Origin of the sequence: Seonamhaeicola sp. MEBiC01930, from assembly GCF_045277075.1 — a bacterium.
In the GTDB taxonomy this organism is placed as follows: Bacteria; Bacteroidota; Bacteroidia; order Flavobacteriales; family Flavobacteriaceae; genus Seonamhaeicola.
In genome coordinates this window covers 2,746,053-2,767,238 of sequence record NZ_CP104270.1, presented here as the reverse complement: position 1 = coordinate 2,767,238, position 21,186 = coordinate 2,746,053, and the positions used below count along the sequence as shown (strand labels likewise).

The window sequence follows — 21,186 nt, the reverse complement described above, 5'->3', positions numbered from 1 at the left end:
GTTTAAAAGAATCGAGGTGATTTTAATTGTTTTTCCTTGGATTTTAACTCGAAACGCAACATGATTTCATGAGTTCCGTTATTAAAATTTTGAAGCTCTGTTGTAGTGAAATCATATGCATATCCAACCATTAGTTGCGGAGTAATTTGCAAACCAATCAATCCACTTACAGAATCATCCCAACGATAAGCCGCTCCTAATCTTAGGGTATCACTAAATAAGAAGTTAGCCGATAAATCTACTATTATAGGCGCTCCAATTACAAACTTACCTAAAAAAGCAGGTTTAAATTTTACTTTTGGGCTTAAATCGAAAACTTTACCACCTATTAAAAAGTAATGTAATCGTTCCGCAGCAACAGCATCTTGAACTTCATCATAATGCTCATCTGTTAAAAAATTAGGCACAGATAAACCAACATAAGCATCTTCGTTATGCCAATAAACTCCCGCACCAATTGTTGCTAAAAATTTATTATTAATATTCTGAAAAATACCTTCTTGTTGCTGATAAGTTCCCTTAGTAAAATCTACATTTAACATTCTACCACCGCCTTTTATACCAAATGATAATTTACTTTCATCATTAAGGTGAATAGTATATGAAAAGTTAGCATCGAAGAAAAATTCATCTGATGGTCCTACTCTATCATTAACAATAGAAAACCCTAATCCAACATTCTTACCAACTGGAGAATCTACACTAAATGATTGAGTCTCCGGCGCGCCGTCTAGACCAACCCATTGCGTTCTATTCAAACCCGTTACTGTTAGGTGACCTCTAGAACCAGCATAAGCTGAGTTTACAGTTAATGTGTTAAACATATAATCTGTGTACTGTGGGTCTTGTTGCGCATTACTTACAGAAGTTATAAATAAAGCTAACAACATTGTAATTACTGATACTCTATGCTTTGCACTCATATCTTTATTTTTATATTTTGAAAACATCTTGCTAATTTTTTTATCCGTTATTACCTTACTATATATAACCATCCTGCTTTTTGTTTAGAGCCGTCTCCCAGATCTAGAACATAATAGTATGTACCAACCGGTAACTTCTCGTTTTTGTTTAAAACAGATCTTCCGTTAGATATACCGTCAAAAGTATTATCATAACCTTCCTTAGTGTAAACTAGGTTACCCCATCTGTTATAAATCTTAAGATTATTATTAGGATAATTGTTTATACAATCTATATAGAACACTTCGTTTACACCATTTCCGTTTGGTGAGAATTCGTTATAAATTGTTAAACATTGAGGATCTACGGTTGCCGTGTCAGAATCATTATTTTCATTAGAATCTATTTGATCTAAATATTGTAATGACGCTGTATTTTCATAATCATTAACATCTAATACGGTTACCGTTATTTCTAATGTTTCTGTTAATCCAGCAGCTATTACTGGTACTTGCCATATTCCTGAATCTGTATCATAAACTCCTAATGATGGAGTAGCAGATTCAAAATTATAACCTTGAGGTAATACATCTAATATTTCTACAGATGTGGCGTCTATACCTCCTAAGTTAGAAGCCGAAATAGTAAATGTTACAATATCTAATACACTAGGATTAGCATCACTTACTTCTTTAACAATCTCAACATCTACAGTTGGTGTATTTACCTGAGCATTGTCTTCGTCATCTTCACTTTGATCACCATTATCATTATTTGGCTCACTATCTGGATCATATTGATCTACGGCAATTATTTCTGCTATATTTAAATACTCTCCATCTGCAAGTGTTGGCATATTAACAGTAGCTTCATAAGTTATAGTTAAACCTGACAATGGCACGGTTAAGTTGGTCCAGAGTATTTCATCATCATCCAAAATACCGTTGTTACTTATATTAGTAATATTACTATAACCTATTGGCAACTTATCTTCAACAGCTACCCCAGTTGCAATATTAGCACCTGCATTATCTATTTGAATTGTAAAAGTTATTACTTCTCCAACGTTAGCATTAACATTACTTACAGATTTTGTTAAACTAAGATCTGCTGTTTCTGTTAAAATTAGTATACTATCTTCATCATCTTCACTTTGATCACCATCATCATTATTTGGTGCACTATCTGGATCTACAACGTCACTTCCTGTAACTTGCGCCACATTAAGGTATTCGTCAGTTGCCCCGGTTGGCTCATTTATTAATACATCAACAAACAATATTTGCGAGCTTCCACTTTGAATAGTTCCAACATTCCATACTCCAGTACTTTCATCATAAATACCCGATGTAGCACTGTATAGAATAAAGTCAAATCCAACTGGTAAAATATCTGTTACTTCTACCCCTGTTGCGGCATCTGGCCCGTTATTATTAACTGTTATTTGGAAGGTAATTTCCTGACCAACATTAGGAGTAATATCACTATCTACAACCGCTTTAGTTAACGATAAATCTGCAACCGCAACTACTGGAGTTACTAATACATTATCTTCGTCATCTTCACTTTGGTCTCCGTCATCGTTATTTGGTGTAGAATCATTATCTAATACATCAGAAGCTGTTACTTCCGCAATATTTAAATAATCACCTGTACCATTTACAAGAACATCAATTAATAATGTTTCTGTAGCTCCATTTGTTACCGTACCTATATTCCAAACTCCTGTAATTTCATCGTAAGTTCCAGATGTTGAACTGAATAAGATAAAATCGAATCCTGAAGGTAAAAGGTCTGTTACCTCTACGCTTGTGGCGTCTTCTGGACCATCATTAGAAACAGTAATTATAAATGTAATTTCTGTTCCAACTTGAGGATTTAAATCTCCATCTACTACTCCCTTGGTTAATGATAAATCTGCAACAGAAGCTATTGGTGTTACTACCTCATTATCTTCATCATCCTCACTCTGATCACCATCATCATTATTTGGTGTTGAATCAGCGTCTAAAACGTCAGAGGCAGTTACTTGAGAAACATTTACATAATCTCCAGTTGCATTTACTAATACATCTATTAACAATGTTTCTGTTGTACCATTTGCTACAGTTCCTACATTCCAAATACCCGAAGTTTCATCATAAGTTCCAGATGTTGAACTGAATAATATAAAGTCATAACCTGATGGTAATAAATCTACCACTTCTACTCCCGTAGCATCTTGTGGACCATCATTAGTTACCGTAATCTGGAACGTAATTTCTGTTCCTACTAACGGAGATGTATCTCCATCTACAACTACTTTATTTAGAGAAAGATCGGCTATTGGAGTAACCGGTGTTACCACCGCATTATCTTCATCATCCTCACTCTGATCACCATCGTCATTATTTGGCGTTGAATCTATATCATATACATCAGACGCTGTTACTTCGGCAATATTGAAATAATCTCCTGCTTCATTTACTAATACATCTATTAATAAAGACTCATATTCACCAGCTCTAACACTTCCTACAGACCATACACCTGTAGTTTCATCATATAAACCAGCTGTTGAACTGTATAATATAAAGTCATAACCTGATGGTAATAAATCTACCACTTCTACTCCTGTAGCATCTTGCGGACCATCATTAAACACTCTAATTTCAAATGTTATTTCTGAACCAATTAAAGGTGTTAAATCTCCATCTACCACAAACTTAGTTAAAGATAAATCTGCTTGTGCTGGTGCAATGGTTAACGTATCCTCATCATCATCATCGCCATCGGTATCTCCATCTTCATCTACACTCGCATCGGTGGTTGGATCACTATCTGGATCATACTGATCACTGGCCGTGATCTGAGCTACATTAGTATACTCTCCCACTGTTCCTGTTGGGGCATTTACTGTAGCTTCATACGTTACTTCTACGGTTCCGTTATTTGCTGCTACAGTTAACCCTGTCCAAGTTGCGGTGTTACCTGATTGCACTCCGCCATCATTTACTCCGGTTAAGGTATAACCTGATGGTAAAATATCTTCTACTGATACACCAGTAGCTATATCTGGTCCGGCATTGCTTACCGTTAAGGTGAACGTTACTGTATCTCCTACATTAGGTAAACTGTTATCTATCGTTTTTACTATACTTAAATCTGATTGCTGTGGGGTAACTTCGGCTACCGCCTCATCATCATCGTCTAGTCCATCATCATAATCATCTGAAGACGCATCTGTGGATGGATCACTGTCTGGATCATATTGATCTGCAGCTGTGATGCTTACATGATTTACATACTCATCTGTAGTACCTGTTGGGGCATCTACTGTTGCATTAAAGCTTAAGGTTACTGTATCAACGCCTAATGGTACAGCTAATCCTGTCCAATCTATTTGATTGGTAACCGTCTCTGTTCCTGAATTACTGATTGATGATACATTACTATATCCTATTGGTAACACATCTTGTACTGATACATTGGTAGCCGCTACTGTACCTGCATTACTTATTGTTATCGTAAAGGTAACTACATCACCTACATTTGGCGTAGCATCACTTACTGTTTTATTTATGGAAAGGTCTGAGGTCTGTGGTGTTACGGTAAAGCTATCTTCTTCGTCTTCACTTTGATCACCATCGTCATTATCTGGGGTACTGTCTGGATCAAATTGATCTGAACCTGTTACCTCTGCTACATTTGTATACTCGCCTGATGCTCCGCTTGGGGCATCTACGGTTACTTGGTAGCTTAAGGTTATACTTCCACCATTGGCTATACTCAATCCTGACCAATCTATTTGGTTACCACTTGCTAATCCGCCATTGTCTATACTTGTTATAGCACTGTAGCCTGATGGTACCAAATCTGATACAGATACTCCTGTAGCATTGTCTGGCCCATTGTTACTTACTACTATCTCAAAGACTACTGTATCACCTACATTGGGAGTAGAACTACTTCCTGAACTTATACCTTTTACTAATTCTAGATCTGCTTGTGTTGGTGTTACCTCTTCATCATCTTCGTCATCTTCACTTTGATCACCATCATCATTGTCTGGTGTACTATCTGGATCAAACTGATCTCCTCCTGTTATCTCAGCTATATTTCTATATTCATCGGTTGCGCCTGTTGGATCATTTACCGTTACTTGGTAGCTTAATGTAAGTCCTGTTAATGGCACTATTAAACCATCCCATGTAATAGTTGTATCTCCTGCATTGAACACACCTCCATTATCTATAGTTCCTGATTCTAATGTATAACCTACTGGTAATACATCTTCTAAACTTACATTGGTTGCTATTGATGTTCCTGCATTTGATATAGCAATGCTAAATGTTATAACATCTCCTACATCTGGAGTTAAATCACTTACTGTCTTGTTAATTGATAAATCTGAGGTTTGTGGCACTACTGTGAAGTTATCTTCTTCATCTTCACTTTGGTCTCCATCATCATTATTTGGTGTACTATCTATATCGTATTGGTCTGCAGCTGTAACTTGTGCTATATTTAAATACTCATCTGTTGCTCCTGTTGGGGCATTTACTGTAGCTTGGTATGTTACTGTTATACTTCCAACCGCTGGTACATATAACCCTGACCAACTTGCTGTATTACCTAATCCTGTTCCTGCATTATTTACAGTTCCTAAGGTATATCCTATTGGCAGTACATCTTCTACAGATACATTACTAGCATCTTGTGGACCATCATTAGTGATTACTAATTCAAAAGTTAACACATCACCTACATTTGGTGTGGCACTTCCAACGGATAATCCTTTTACTAACGATAAATCTATTTGTGCTGGTGCAATGGTTAACGCATCCTCATCATCATCATAACCATCGGTATCTCCATCTTCATCTACACTCGCATCGGTGGTTGGATCACTATCTGGATCATACTGATCACTGGCCGTGATCTGAGCTACATTAGTATACTCTCCCACTGTTCCTGTTGGGGCATTTACTGTAGCTTCATACGTTACTTCTACGGTTCCGTTATTTGCTGCTACAGTTAACCCTGTCCAAGTTGCGGTGTTACCTGATTGCACTCCGCCATCATTTACTCCGGTTAAGGTATAACCTGATGGTAAAATATCTTCTACTGATACACCAGTAGCTATATCTGGTCCGGCATTGCTTACCGTTAAGGTGAACGTTACTGTATCTCCTACATTAGGTAAACTGTTATCTATCGTTTTTACTATACTTAAATCTGATTGCTGTGGGGTAACTTCGGCTACCGCCTCATCATCATCGTCTAGTCCATCATCATAATCATCTGAAGACGCATCTGTGGATGGATCACTGTCTGGATCATATTGATCTGCAGCTGTGATGCTTACATGATTTACATACTCATCTGTAGTACCTGTTGGGGCATCTACTGTTGCATTAAAGCTTAAGGTTACTGTATCAACGCCTAATGGTACAGCTAATCCTGTCCAATCTATTTGATTGGTAACCGTCTCTGTTCCTGAATTACTGATTGATGATACATTACTATATCCTATTGGTAACACATCTTGTACTGATACATTGGTAGCCGCTACTGTACCTGCATTACTTATTGTTATCGTAAAGGTAACTACATCACCTACATTTGGCGTAGCATCACTTACTGTTTTATTTATGGAAAGGTCTGAGGTCTGTGGTGTTACGGTAAAGCTATCTTCTTCGTCTTCACTTTGATCACCATCGTCATTATCTGGGGTACTGTCTGGATCAAATTGATCTGAACCTGTTACCTCTGCTACATTTGTATACTCGCCTGATGCTCCGCTTGGGGCATCTACGGTTACTTGGTAGCTTAAGGTTATACTTCCACCATTGGCTATACTCAATCCTGACCAATCTATTTGGTTACCACTTGCTAATCCGCCATTGTCTATACTTGTTATAGCACTGTAGCCTGATGGTACCAAATCTGATACAGATACTCCTGTAGCATTGTCTGGCCCATTGTTACTTACTACTATCTCAAAGACTACTGTATCACCTACATTGGGAGTAGAACTACTTCCTGAACTTATACCTTTTACTAATTCTAGATCTGCTTGTGTTGGTGTTACCTCTTCATCATCTTCGTCATCTTCACTTTGATCACCATCATCATTGTCTGGTGTACTATCTGGATCAAACTGATCTCCTCCTGTTATCTCAGCTATATTTCTATATTCATCGGTTGCGCCTGTTGGATCATTTACCGTTACTTGGTAGCTTAATGTAAGTCCTGTTAATGGCACTATTAAACCATCCCATGTAATAGTTGTATCTCCTGCATTGAACACACCTCCATTATCTATAGTTCCTGATTCTAATGTATAACCTACTGGTAATACATCTTCTAAACTTACATTGGTTGCTATTGATGTTCCTGCATTTGATATAGCAATGCTAAATGTTATAACATCTCCTACATCTGGAGTTAAATCACTTACTGTCTTGTTAATTGATAAATCTGAGGTTTGTGGCACTACTGTGAAGTTATCTTCTTCATCTTCACTTTGGTCTCCATCATCATTATTTGGTGTACTATCTATATCGTATTGGTCTGCAGCTGTAACTTGTGCTATATTTAAATACTCATCTGTTGCTCCTGTTGGGGCATTTACTGTAGCTTGGTATGTTACTGTTATACTTCCAACCGCTGGTACATATAACCCTGACCAACTTGCTGTATTACCTAATCCTGTTCCTGCATTATTTACAGTTCCTAAGGTATATCCTATTGGCAGTACATCTTCTACAGATACATTACTAGCATCTTGTGGACCATCATTAGTGATTACTAATTCAAAAGTTAACACATCACCTACATTTGGTGTGGCACTTCCAACGGATAATCCTTTTACTAACGATAAATCTATTTGTGCTGGTGCAATGGTTAACGCATCCTCATCATCATCATAACCATCGGTATCTCCATCTTCATCTACACTCGCATCGGTGGTTGGATCACTATCTGGATCATACTGATCACTGGCCGTGATCTGAGCTACATTAGTATACTCTCCCACTGTTCCTGTTGGGGCATTTACTGTAGCTTCATACGTTACTTCTACGGTTCCGTTATTTGCTGCTACAGTTAACCCTGTCCAAGTTGCGGTGTTACCTGATTGCACTCCGCCATCATTTACTCCGGTTAAGGTATAACCTGATGGTAAAATATCTTCTACTGATACACCAGTAGCTATATCTGGTCCGGCATTGCTTACCGTTAAGGTGAACGTTACTGTATCTCCTACATTAGGTAAACTGTTATCTATCGTTTTTACTATACTTAAATCTGATTGCTGTGGGGTAACTTCGGCTACCGCCTCATCATCATCGTCTAGTCCATCATCATAATCATCTGAAGACGCATCTGTGGATGGATCACTGTCTGGATCATATTGATCTGCAGCTGTGATGCTTACATGATTTACATACTCATCTGTAGTACCTGTTGGGGCATCTACTGTTGCATTAAAGCTTAAGGTTACTGTATCAACGCCTAATGGTACAGCTAATCCTGTCCAATCTATTTGATTGGTAACCGTCTCTGTTCCTGAATTACTGATTGATGATACATTACTATATCCTATTGGTAACACATCTTGTACTGATACATTGGTAGCCGCTACTGTACCTGCATTACTTATTGTTATCGTAAAGGTAACTACATCACCTACATTTGGCGTAGCATCACTTACTGTTTTATTTATGGAAAGGTCTGATTGGACAATTGTAATTGTTACAGTATCCTCATCATCATCATCTCCTCCAGTTGTAGGGTTATTGTCACCATCTGCATTATCCTCATCTACTGTTGCATCCGTATCCGGGTCACTATCTGGATCTAACAAATCACTCGCAATAATTTGAGCTACATTTGTGTAATTTCCAGAATCGTTCACTACAACATCATAGGTTAACGTTCTTGATAGTCCATTATTAAGAGATAAATCATTCCATACAATAGAATTGTTTCCTAAAATGTATACACCACCGTTGGATATTGTTCCTGGAACAATATCATAACCCGAAGGTAAAAGATCTTCTATATCTATCCCTGTAGCATCTCCAGGACCAAAATTTTCTAATAAAATTGAAAAGGTTACCGTATCTCCAATAGCTACTGATAATGAAGATGCTAATTTTGTTAATTGAAGATCAGCCAATTCTAAAGTTACTGAGGCATTATCTTCATCATCTTCACTTTGGTCACCATCATCATTATTTGGTGAACTGTCTGGATCTGCTTGATCACTTGAAGTAATTTCTGCAATATTATTGTATTCATCTGCTGTTCCAGTAGGCGCATTTATTGTTGTTGTTATATTTAGCACTGCTGGAGTAGCTGTTGTAACCGATCCAATATTCCAAACTCCTGTTCCTGAGTTATAATCTCCACCAGAATCATCACTTACATAAGTAAATCCTATTGGTAATTGATCTAAAACAGTAACATTTGTTGCAGTATCTGTACCCGCATTACTCACTGTAATTGTAAAAATTACCGTTTCATCAACACTTGCATTCGATGTTGAAGCAATTTTAACAAGTGATAAATCTGAAGATTGAATAGTTACTAAAGCATCATCTTCATCATCTTCACTTTGATCTCCATCATCATTATCTGGCGTACTATCTGGGTCTATACTATCACTAGCCGTAATTTCAGCTGTATTTACATAAGGCCCACTTCCGTTTACTGTAGCGTTAAAAGTTAAATTTAAAGTATCACCACTATCAACATCTAAATTGGTCCAGGTAATTGTTTGGGTAGCAATTTCAAAAGAACCGCCATGTGAAACCGTTCCAGGCACCAATGAATACCCAAGAGGTAAAATATCTTCAACACTGATACCCGTGGCATCAGAATTAGGTAAAACACTATCATTGTTCAAGATAGAAACAGTGAAGGTTACTTCATCCCCAACATTTACAGAAGATGGAGATACTGTTTTAGTTAATTCTAAATCTGATATTGGTGTTATAATTAAGGTCATTGTATCTGTTGCATCACTACAGGTTCCATTACTCACCGTCCATTCAAAAACATAAATTCCTACAGCAGCACCTGTTACAGCGGTTGTTGGATCGTTAGCATCTATAAAGCCAACTGTGGTAGGACCCGAAACTTGAGTCCAAGTACCTGTACCTATAGTTGCAGGAGTAGCACCTAAGACAATAGAAGATAGCTCTTGTAATGTTTGATTTGGTCCGGCTTCAGCTGAAACTGGATCTGAGAAAATCACTATTTCCATAGTATCAGAATCCGAACAGCCTCCACTTTCTGCGGTCCATGTAAATTGATATGTTCCTTGACTTAACCCTAAAACAAAAGTATTAGGATCATTAGGTGAATCTATTAGTGCTGGATTTCCTGCTGTTTGTGTCCATGTTCCTGTACCAGTTACTAATGGTGTAGCATCTAAACTCGTTAAAGTGGCCGTACAAAACTCCTGATCTGGTCCTGCTTCTGCAGAAGATGGTGGATCATCTGTAAATGTAATTGTTACTGTATCTGATTGAGGAGCACAAGCTCCTGCTCCAAATGGTCCGTTAGAAACTGTCCATTCTAGAACATATGTTCCTAATATTACATTTGATAAACCAGTAATTGGATTATTAGGATTATCTATTGTTGCGGTTGACCCTCCTGGTTCACTAAATATTGTCCATTGACCAATTCCAGAAGTTGGAGCGGTAGCTGCCGTTAAGTAATCCGTTTGACAAGCATTGGTATCATTTGGTCCTGCTTCAACAGGGTCTGGAACATTGTAGACTTCTACTCTAACTATGTCTAATTTATCCACACAAAAGTTAGAATCAAAATTTAATTCAAATATATAAAGCCCTTCTTCTAAGCCACTAACAATGGTACTTGGACTATTATTTGGTGTCGCTATAGTCACTGCTCCAGTACCGGAAGGCTGAGATACTAAACTCCATTCTGAAGTCACGTCTCCAGGAATTGTTGGTACTCCTAGAACTTCATAACCAGTAGTTAAAGTCGCGGAAGTAGTTGAGCCAATTCCTCCACCTGTACAAACAATTTGATCATCACCTGCATCAGGATCCACACTTGGTCCATTACTAACAGTTATAGTAACATCTTGAGGTGTATTTGTACAACCAACATAATCTGTTGTATATCTAAAAACATATTCATAACCAGGTTCTACTGGTGCATTTGCAGTATTACTATTAATAGGTGATTGCGTAGGATCAAAGTCTCCTCCTCCAATTCCTAAAGGATTTGTAGTTGATACTATCGTCCATGTACCCGTTGTACCTGTTGTTGCTTCTAAAAACACACTATTTACCTCGCATAAATCCTGATCAGATCCCGCAGAGGTTGCCGGAGCAAAAACATCTACAGTTATTTCATCTTCTGAATCCGTACATAATGGAGAACTACTAAAAACAGTCCATCTAAACACATACCTACCAGTGTATAACCCTGTAATATTTGTTGTGACGTTATTTGGTGAAGCTATAGTTGGTGTATTAGGACCAGACACAACTGTCCAAACTCCAGTTCCTGCAGAAATTGGAGTAGCTGAAATAATTGTATTATCGCCACAAACCGTTTGATCACCGCCTATTATACTTGCATCTGAAGCTGGTATCCCAACTTCTATAGTAACTTGATCTGCGGCATTTCCACTTGTACAATTTCCATAAGTAATAACCCATTCAAAAACATATGTTCCGTCAAGTAAGTTAGTAAATTCTGCTGTAGGACTATTAATATCATCAACAGTAAATCCAGTTAAACCAGATACTAATTTCCATGTTCCTACGCCTCCAAAAGGTGTTGGGTCATCAGCCGCCATTGTAAAAGATAATCCCACAGGGTCTAAACATAAAGTTTGATCTGAACCTGCACTTACTGATGTTGTTGTATCTGATATTACTATTTCAACTTGATCTGATGTTGCGGGACATGTATTTGTTGTTGGTGCTGTATAGGCTATTTCCCAATTGAAAACATACTGCCCATTTGTTAACCCGGTTACACCTGTTGTAGGATTATTTGCATCTGTAAATGTAACCACCGATGGACCTGATACTTGGGTCCAAGCTCCAGTTTCATCGGCTTCAGGGATATTTCCTCCCATATTAGTTATACTTGTAGTTCCAAAGGCTAAACAAATATCTAAACCAGCATCTGCAATAGTTGGAGATTCTTCACTTCCTGTATCAATTGTAACTGTATCAGATGACGGTACGGCACAATCAAGTTCTCCTGGAGCCTCATCTAATGTCCATGTTAAAATATATGATGTATTTGGCGTATTAAATCCATAAGCTATTGCGTTAGGATCATTGATATCTGAGAATGTAAGTCCATCAGGAGATGACCAGGTTCCTACTTGATTGTCTCTAGGTTGGTCTGCACTCAGTTGTACTGGACCATTATAACAAACTGACTGGTCTGATCCGGCTTCTACTGGCAAATTACTCAATGGTCCAACTCTCACCTCTACTAAGTCCTCTTCCACATCACATCCATTACCTGCAAAAACTGTATATGTAAATGTATAAGTTCCAGGTAGTAAACCTATTAAGGATGGCTCTTGTGCATACCTATCACTGATAATAGCATTTGTCATTCCACTTGGACCACTTATTAGAGACCAAATAGACTCTTCTCCTATTTGAATGGCACTACCTGCTAAATTTCCATCAGTCTGTCCACAAATAAAATCTTGATCTGTTCCGGCATTGGCCCCAACGGCTTCTGTAGATACATAAATATTTATGGTGCTATTGGCTGAGTCACAACCTCCTATTTGCAGATTTCCGTTTCTTCTTCTTCTAAAATTAACTGTGTAAACACCAGCTACATCTAAATTTATTGTTGCAGAACCATTATTAGAATCTCCTAAATTAACATAACCTGTTGGAAAACTTATTAATGAAGCACTAGGACCACTAACAATACTATAATCTGTTATATTTCCACTAGATGACGTATAAGGAACGGAAAATGATAAGTCTCCACAAGTTCCGGCGATATCATTTCCTCCATTAGCTAAAATGCTAACAGGATCTGAATTATAACTTAAATTAACTGTTGCGCTTGTATTACAACCTGTATTAATATTGGTAATTGTATACCTGAATCTATATGAACTTGGTGATACTAACCCTGTAACCTGTGTTGTGCTACTTGTAGGATCTACAATTGTAGCTGCTGGTCCTGTTTCTTGGGTCCAAAGTACTGTTTCATTTGTAAAATCTGGTAATGAACCTACTAAAGTTGTTTCTGTAATTCCCGCATCACAAAATCTTTGGTTATTATCTGAAATTGAAGCATTAGATACATCCTGTGTAGCTGTAGGTACAGTAATTGTTACAGTGTCCGACCCTGACGCACAAGGCCCAACAACATCCCATCTAAATTCATAAATTCCTTCTATTAAATCTGAAACAGCAGTTGTGTTACTATTAGAGTTTCCTATTGTTGGCGTAGATGGTCCTGAAACAAATGACCATGTACCAATTTGTCCTCCAGTACCATTTCCTGCAAATGTAGCGTTTAAGCTAGTACTTTGGGAAATAGTATAACAATTAGAAAGTGTTTCGTTGGAACCTGCATCGACTGGATCAACACCACCATAATTTGTAACAGTAATCTCATCATAAGATGTACAACCGTTTCCAGATATTGTCCATCGCAATGTACTACTTCCAGCAGAAGTCTCTGCCAAATTTATTGTTGATGATGCAGAATTAGGGTTATCAATAGTAACACCTCCGTTGTTAGAACCTTCAATGGTCCACACGCCAGTTTCACCAGCATTGGAAGGAGAATTACCTGTTATTGACAAAGCCCCTGAGTTATCTGGACAAGAAGCTAAATCTGCCCCAGCATCTGCAATTGAGATGGCATTTACAGTAACCGAAACCGTTTGTGAAGGCGTATCACCATTACCACATTCAGCCGAAAGCTCAAAAATATAAACATTCCCGGCAACGGCTCCTGTTATAATTGGATCTTCAGCAGAAGGGTCGCTAATAATAACTGTTGGTCCTCCCACTTGTCTCCATGTAGGTCCGGATACATAGGTATCAGGTGTTGTACCATCTAACTGAAATGCTTCATTAACACAAATTGTCTGATCTAAACCTGCATTAATTGTACATGATTGTGCATTGGCGAAGTTTAAACTAAAAAAGAACATTACCAAAGGAAATAGTAAAAAGACACTAATCTTCCTTTTCTTAAATACTTGATTGTTAGCCATCTAATTTATAAATTAATTAATAATAATCTAAATTGATACGAAAAAATACTTACGATAAAATGTAACATTTCATCGATTAAATGCAAATATATACGATAAAATGTAAAAAACTAATTTTTTTGGATAAAATTTATACAAAAATGAAACTCCTTAAAGACTTATTAGGTAGTTCAATTAATAGTTAGAGTAGAAACATTTTTAAAACTAGTTAGTACAATCTTGTTTATCCAAGAATAAAATTATATCGAAACACATAAATTCAGACACCATTTTAAATATAAAGTCACCTAATTAAAAAAATTATGATCGCTAAAAATATAATAAGACATATATTTGCCAAAATTTATTTTTATGTCTTTTATTGAAGAAATTAAACGCAGAAGGACTTTTGGTATAATATCTCACCCAGATGCAGGTAAAACTACTTTAACAGAGAAACTACTCCTTTTTGGAGGAGCTATACAGGAAGCTGGAGCCGTAAAGAGCAATAAAATTAAAAAAGGTGCTACTAGTGATTTTATGGAAATTGAACGTCAACGTGGAATTTCCGTGGCTACATCTGTTTTAGCCTTTGAATATAACAACATTAAAATAAATATTCTTGATACTCCTGGGCATAAGGATTTTGCTGAGGATACCTTTAGAACATTAACGGCTGTTGATAGTGTAATTGTAGTTATTGATGTTGCCAAAGGTGTAGAAGAGCAAACAGAAAAATTAGTTGAGGTTTGTAGAATGCGTAATATTCCAATGATAGTGTTTATTAACAAAATGGATAGAGAAGGAAAAGACGCGTTTGATTTATTAGATGAGGTTGAGCAAAAACTTGGTTTAAAAGTTACACCTTTAAGTTTTCCTATAGGTATGGGTTATGAGTTTAAAGGTATCTATAACATATGGGAAAAAAACATTAATTTATTTAGTGGAGATAGTAGAAAAGATATTGAAGAAACAATTGAAGTTAATGACCTAAGCTCTCCTGAGTTAGACAATTTGGTTGGAGAAGATGCTGCCAATACATTAAGAGAGGAAATTGAATTAGTTGAAGGTATTTACCCTGAATTTGACAAAGAAGCTTACCGAAACGGAGAATTACAACCTGTATTCTTTGGTTCTGCCTTAAACAATTTTGGTGTTAGAGAACTTTTAGATTGTTTTGTTAATATTGCTCCAACTCCCAGAGCAAAACAAAGTGATACGCGTTTAGTGAATCCTGACGAAAAAAAATTTACCGGATTTGTGTTTAAAATTCATGCAAATATGGATCCCAATCATAGAAATAGATTAGCGTTTGTTAAAATAGTTTCTGGTGAGTTTAAAAGGAATACTCCCTACTTACATGTTAAACATAATAAGAAATTAAAGTTTTCAAGTCCTAACGCCTTTTTTGCTGAAAAGAAAGAAATAGTAGATGTGTCTTACCCAGGAGACATTGTGGGTTTACAGGACACAGGTAATTTTAAAATTGGAGATACACTTACCGAAGGGGAAGTACTAAACTACAAAGGAATTCCTAGTTTTTCACCAGAACACTTTAGATATATTAATAATGCTGACCCCTTAAAATCGAAGCAACTAGCTAAAGGTATTGACCAACTAATGGATGAAGGTGTTGCACAATTATTTACTTTAGAATTAAATGGAAGAAAAATTATTGGTACCGTTGGGGCACTACAATATGAAGTTATTCAATACAGATTAGAGCATGAATATGGTGCCAAATGTACTTATGAAAACTTAAATGTAGCTAAAGCTTGTTGGGTTGAGCCTGAAGATGATAAAAATGACGAGTTCAAAGAATTTAGCCAAGTCAAACAACGTTTTCTGGCTAAAGACAAACAGGGACAGTTAGTTTTTCTAGCAGATTCAATGTTTTCACTTCAAATGACACAACAAAAATACCCCAGTATTACGTTTCACTTTACATCTGAATTCGAATAAATAAAGATTACCTTTCATCGAAAAACCTTAAAATATTTTGTTTTTAGTCGATGTTTTAATACATTTAGTCGATTTACTTGATTAATCAACCGAAAAACAACCTACTTATGGAAGTCAAATCTAAAGAATTCAGTAATGAAGATATTACTGTAACCTACGACCCCTGTAAATGTATTTTATCAGGAAAATGTGCCAAAGAATTGTCCGAAGTTTTTAGTAATTCAATTATACCTTGGGTAAATTTAGAGAACAATAAGACTGAACGAATTATTGAACAAATAGAGAGATGCCCTTCTGGAGCACTGAAGTATTTTAAAAGAAATAACAAACAAGCTTCATAAAAAAAATCCTTGAAAACAATTTCAAGGATTTTATATTCTTCAACTTAGGCTTCACCAGTTGGTCCAAAATTTAAAGGAATTGGTGGTTGCTCATAATCCTTTATTTCACCATGTGCATTTTCAAACCTATTAACGTTATCAGCCAGTGCTTTTAATAACCTTTTTGCATGTTGTGGTGTTAATATAATTCTTGATTTCACCTTATTTTTAGGTACCCCAGGCATAATATTTACAAAATCAACCACAAACTCAGAAACAGAATGATTTATTATTGCTAAATTGGAATAGGTCCCTTCAGCTACTTTTTCGTCTAACTCAATATTAATTTGACCTTGTTTTGCTTTATCTTTTTCGTCTGCCATAATTTTAAATTTTTAAAATAAAAAGCCTTCAAGTAGAATATACAAGAAGGCTTTTATTTTTATATTCCCCCTGCAATTGCAGGAACAATTTTAGTTATAATTTAACTCTTGTTTCACTTGCATCATTTCATCAAACTCTTCTTTAGAACCTACAATGATATCAGTATAATTTCTCATACCTGTTCCTGCTGGAATTCTATGTCCAACAATTACGTTTTCTTTAAGTCCTTCTAAAGAATCTACTTTACCTGCTACAGCTGCTTCATTAAGAACTTTTGTAGTTTCCTGGAATGAAGCTGCAGAGATAAATGATTTAGTTTGAAGTGAAGCTCTAGTAATACCCTGTAGAATAGGAGTAGCAGTTGCAGGTTGAGCATCTCTCGCCTCAACAAGCTTCTTATCCTCTCTACGTAAAATAGAGTTCTCATCTCTTAATTGACGAGGTGTAACTATCTGACCTGCTTTAAGGTTTTCAGAATCACCTGCATCTTCAATTACTTTCATTCCGAAAATATCATCATTTTCTTTAATGAAATCTGCTTTATGAATTAATTGATTTTCTAAGAAAATAGTATCGCCTGAATCAATGATTCTTACTTTACGCATCATTTGTCTAACAACAACTTCAAAGTGCTTATCGTTAATTTTCACACCTTGTAAACGATATACTTCTTGCACCTCGTTAACTAAGTACTGTTGTACAGCCGAAGGCCCCTTAATATTTAAAATATCATTAGGAGTTACAGAACCATCAGATAATGGCATACCTGCTTTAACATAATCGTTTTCTTGAACAAGAATTTGATTTGATAACTTAACAAGGTATTTCTTTATATCTCCTGTTTTAGACTCCACTATAATCTCACGGTTACCACGTTTAATTTTTCCAAAAGAAACAACACCATCAATTTCACTAACAACAGCAGGATTAGATGGGTTACGTGCTTCAAACAACTCTGTTACACGAGGTAAACCACCAGTAATATCACCGGCTTTAGCAGATTTACGAGGTATTTTAACTAATACTTTACCAACATTAATCTTCTCTTCATCATCAATCATTATATGAGCTCCTACAGGTAAATTATATGAACGTATAGTTTCTCCTTTAGAATCTTCAATATGAATAGTTGGAATTAGTTTTTTGTTTCTAGATTCAGAAATCACTTTTTCTTGGAAACCAGTTTGCTCATCAATCTCTACCTGATAAGTAACACCCTGTTCAATGTTTTCATATTTAATTTTACCAGCAAATTCTGAAATAATTACACCATTATATGGATCCCAAGTACAAACTACATCACCTTTACTTAATTTCTGTCCATTCTTAATCAATAAATAAGAACCATAAGGAATATTGTTTGTACTTAAAGTAATACCTGTCTTTTCATCAACTAACTTAATTTCAGATGTTCTAGATATTACAATATCAACTTCGTTACCTTCATTATCTTCTCCTTTAACAGTTTTTAAATCTTCAATTTCAGCTCTACCATCAAACTTAACAGCAAGCTTATTATCTTCAGAAATGTTACCTGCAATACCACCAACGTGGAATGTACGTAATGTTAACTGTGTACCAGGTTCACCAATTGATTGTGCAGCTACAACACCAACAGCTTCTCCCCTTTGTACCATTTTACCTGTAGCTAAGTTACGTCCGTAACATTTAGCACAAATACCTTTTAAAGCTTCACATGTTAATGCTGAACGTACTTCTAAGCTTTCAATTGGAGAATTTTGAATAGATTTAGCAATATCATCTTCAATTAATTGTCCTGCCGACACTAACAGCTCATCTGTTAATGGGTTATGAACATCATTTAAAGAAACACGACCAACAATTCTTTCTTCTAAAGTTTCAACAACTTCGTCATTTTTCTTTAATGCTTCAACTTCAACACCTCTTAAAGTACCACAATCTTCAGTATTAATAATAACATCTTGTGATACATCAACTAAACGACGCGTTAAGTAACCTGCATCTGCCGTTTTTAAGGCAGTATCTGCAAGACCTTTACGAGCACCGTGAGTAGAAATAAAGTATTCTAAAATAGAAAGTCCCTCTTTAAAGTTAGATAGAATTGGATTTTCAATAATCTCACCACCACCTGCATTAGATTTTTTAGGTTTTGCCATTAATCCACGCATACCTGTTAACTGACGAATCTGTTCTTTAGATCCACGAGCTCCAGAATCAAGCATCATAAATACCGAGTTAAAACCTTGCTGATCCTCACGGATACGTTTCATGGATAACTCAGTTAACTCAGCATTGGTAGAAGTCCAAATATCAATTACCTGATTGTAACGTTCGTTATTGGTAATAAGTCCCATATTATAGTTACCCATTATACCATCAACTAAACCGTTAGCTTTATCAATCATTCCTTGTTTTTCTGGTGGAATGATAATATCACCTAAACTGAATGATAAACCACCCTTAAATGCAAAATTAAATCCTAAAGTTCTAATAGCATCTAGGAAATCAGCAGTTTCAGGAACTGAAGTAACTTTAAGAATATCACCAATAATATCTCTTAAAGACTTCTTAGTTAATACTTGATTAATGTATCCTGCTGCCTGCGGTACATGTTGATTAAATAATACACGACCAACAGTAGTTTCAACAATCATTCTATCAAGTTTCCCTTCATCATTAAGATCAATAGTTCTAACCTTGATACCTGCATTTAAATCAACTCGTTTTTCATTAAAAGCAATAACAACCTCTTCTGGTGAATAGAAAGTTAAACCTTCTCCTTTAATTGAAAGTTCTGGAGTAGATTTACGCTCTTTAGTCATATAATAAAGACCAAGTACCATATCCTGTGATGGTACAGCCACTGGTGAACCGTTTGCAGGATTTAAAATATTATGAGAAGCCAACATTAATAATTGACATTCTAATATAGCTTCTGGCCCTAATGGTAAATGCACCGCCATTTGATCTCCATCAAAATCGGCATTAAATGCAGTACACACTAATGGGTGTAACTGAATAGCCTTACCTTCAATTAATTTTGGTTGGAATGCTTGAATCCCTAACCTGTGTAAAGTAGGCGCACGGTTTAGTAATACTGGATGTCCCTTAAGAACATTTTCCAATATATCCCAAACTACTGGCTCTCTTTTATCTATAATTTTCTTTGCAGATTTAACAGTTTTTACAATACCTCTTTCAATTAATTTTCTAATTACAAAAGGTTTGTAAAGCTCTGCTGCCATATTTTTTGGCAATCCACATTCGTATAATTTTAATTCTGGACCAACAACAATTACAGAACGTGCAGAATAATCAACACGTTTACCAAGTAAGTTTTGACGGAAACGCCCTTGCTTACCTTTTAATGAATCTGATAATGATTTTAATGGTCTATTAGAATCTGTTTTTACAGCTGAAGACTTACGTGTGTTATCAAATAAAGAATCTACAGATTCTTGTAACATACGTTTCTCATTACGTAAAATAACCTCAGGTGCTTTTATTTCAACTAAACGTTTTAAACGATTATTTCTAATAATTACCCTACGGTATAAATCATTTAAATCTGATGTAGCAAAACGGCCACCATCTAATGGAACTAACGGACGTAATTCTGGTGGAATTACAGGAACAACCTTCATAATCATCCATTCTGGACGATTCTCACGATTGTTGTTAGACTCCCGTAAAGCTTCTACAACTTGTAAACGTTTTAAAGCCTCTGTTTTACGTTGTTTAGACGTTTCAGTATTTGCTTTATGACGTAACTCATATGATAAAGACTCTAAATCTATTCTTGCTAAAAGCTCAATAAGACATTCAGCTCCCATTTTAGCAATGAACTTTTCAGGATCAGAATCATCTAAATATTGGTTTTCTTGAGGGAGTTCCTCAAGAATATTTAAGTATTCTTCTTCTGTTAAGAAGTCCATTTTTTGTAATGGCTCTCCTTCCTCATTTTTAGCATTACCAGGCTGAATTACTACATAACGCTCGTAGTAAATAATCATATCTAATTTCTTAGAAGGTAACCCTAATAAATAACCAATTTTGTTTGGTAACGAACGGAAATACCAAATATGAGCAACAGGAACTACTAAATTTATGTGTCCTACTCTATCTCTACGTACCTTCTTTTCAGTTACTTCAACACCACAACGGTCACAAACAATTCCTTTATAACGAATTCTTTTATATTTACCACAAGCACATTCATAGTCTTTAACAGGACCAAAAATACGCTCACAAAATAAACCATCTCTTTCTGGTTTGTGCGTTCTATAATTAATAGTTTCTGGTTTTAAAACCTCGCCTCTAGATTCTGCTAAAATAGATTCTGGCGATGCTAAACCAATTGAGATTTTATTAAATCTCTTAACTGCATTTTTATCTTGTTTTCTTGCCATA

The 21,186-nt window shown here is 36.0% G+C and carries 6 protein-coding genes; 2 read left to right on the top strand and 4 right to left on the bottom strand.

Going from position 1 to position 21,186, the window contains the following annotated elements:
• Positions 1 to 2: 2 nt before the first annotated feature.
• Positions 3 to 923, bottom strand: a complete 921-nt coding sequence (locus tag N1F78_RS11920) for a type IX secretion system membrane protein PorP/SprF (RefSeq protein WP_406683382.1) — start codon at positions 921 to 923, stop codon at positions 3 to 5.
• 50 nt (positions 924 to 973) lie between these two features.
• Complete coding sequence (locus N1F78_RS11915; RefSeq protein ID WP_406683381.1) at positions 974 to 14,149, bottom strand: PKD domain-containing protein; 13,176 nt, start codon at positions 14,147 to 14,149, stop codon at positions 974 to 976.
• A 351-nt stretch (positions 14,150 to 14,500) separates the two neighbouring features.
• Here N1F78_RS11915 and N1F78_RS11910 point away from each other — a divergent pair, with 351 nt between their 5' ends.
• Positions 14,501 to 16,090 carry a peptide chain release factor 3 gene (locus tag N1F78_RS11910; protein ID WP_406683380.1) on the top strand — a complete coding sequence of 530 codons (1,590 nt, stop codon included), beginning with the start codon at positions 14,501 to 14,503 and terminating at the stop codon, positions 16,088 to 16,090.
• Positions 16,091 to 16,197: 107 nt separating this feature from the next.
• The gene (locus N1F78_RS11905) at positions 16,198 to 16,431 is read left to right on the top strand and encodes a (4Fe-4S)-binding protein (RefSeq protein WP_406683379.1); all 234 of its coding nucleotides are present in this window, start codon (positions 16,198 to 16,200) and stop codon (positions 16,429 to 16,431) included.
• 44 nt (positions 16,432 to 16,475) lie between these two features.
• Here N1F78_RS11905 and N1F78_RS11900 read toward each other — a convergent pair whose 3' ends face one another.
• Both N1F78_RS11900 and rpoC read right to left on the bottom strand, forming a co-directional pair.
• Positions 16,476 to 16,793: a DUF3467 domain-containing protein gene (locus N1F78_RS11900; protein ID WP_406683378.1), complete on the bottom strand. Its 318-nt coding sequence runs from the start codon at positions 16,791 to 16,793 to the stop codon at positions 16,476 to 16,478.
• A 90-nt stretch (positions 16,794 to 16,883) separates the two neighbouring features.
• Entirely contained in the window at positions 16,884 to 21,185 is a 4,302-nt protein-coding gene (gene rpoC / locus N1F78_RS11895) for a DNA-directed RNA polymerase subunit beta' (RefSeq protein ID WP_406683377.1), read from the bottom strand.
• Position 21,186 lies beyond the last annotated feature (1 nt).

Coding starts and splice junctions, on each gene's coding strand:
- N1F78_RS11920 (WP_406683382.1), bottom strand. CDS start 923: ATGAGTGCAAAGCATAGAGTATCAGTAATTACAATGTTGTTAGCTTTA.
- N1F78_RS11915 (WP_406683381.1), bottom strand. CDS start 14,149: ATGGCTAACAATCAAGTATTTAAGAAAAGGAAGATTAGTGTCTTTTTA.
- N1F78_RS11910 (WP_406683380.1), top strand. CDS start 14,501: ATGTCTTTTATTGAAGAAATTAAACGCAGAAGGACTTTTGGTATAATA.
- N1F78_RS11905 (WP_406683379.1), top strand. CDS start 16,198: ATGGAAGTCAAATCTAAAGAATTCAGTAATGAAGATATTACTGTAACC.
- N1F78_RS11900 (WP_406683378.1), bottom strand. CDS start 16,793: ATGGCAGACGAAAAAGATAAAGCAAAACAAGGTCAAATTAATATTGAG.
- rpoC (WP_406683377.1), bottom strand. CDS start 21,185: ATGGCAAGAAAACAAGATAAAAATGCAGTTAAGAGATTTAATAAAATC.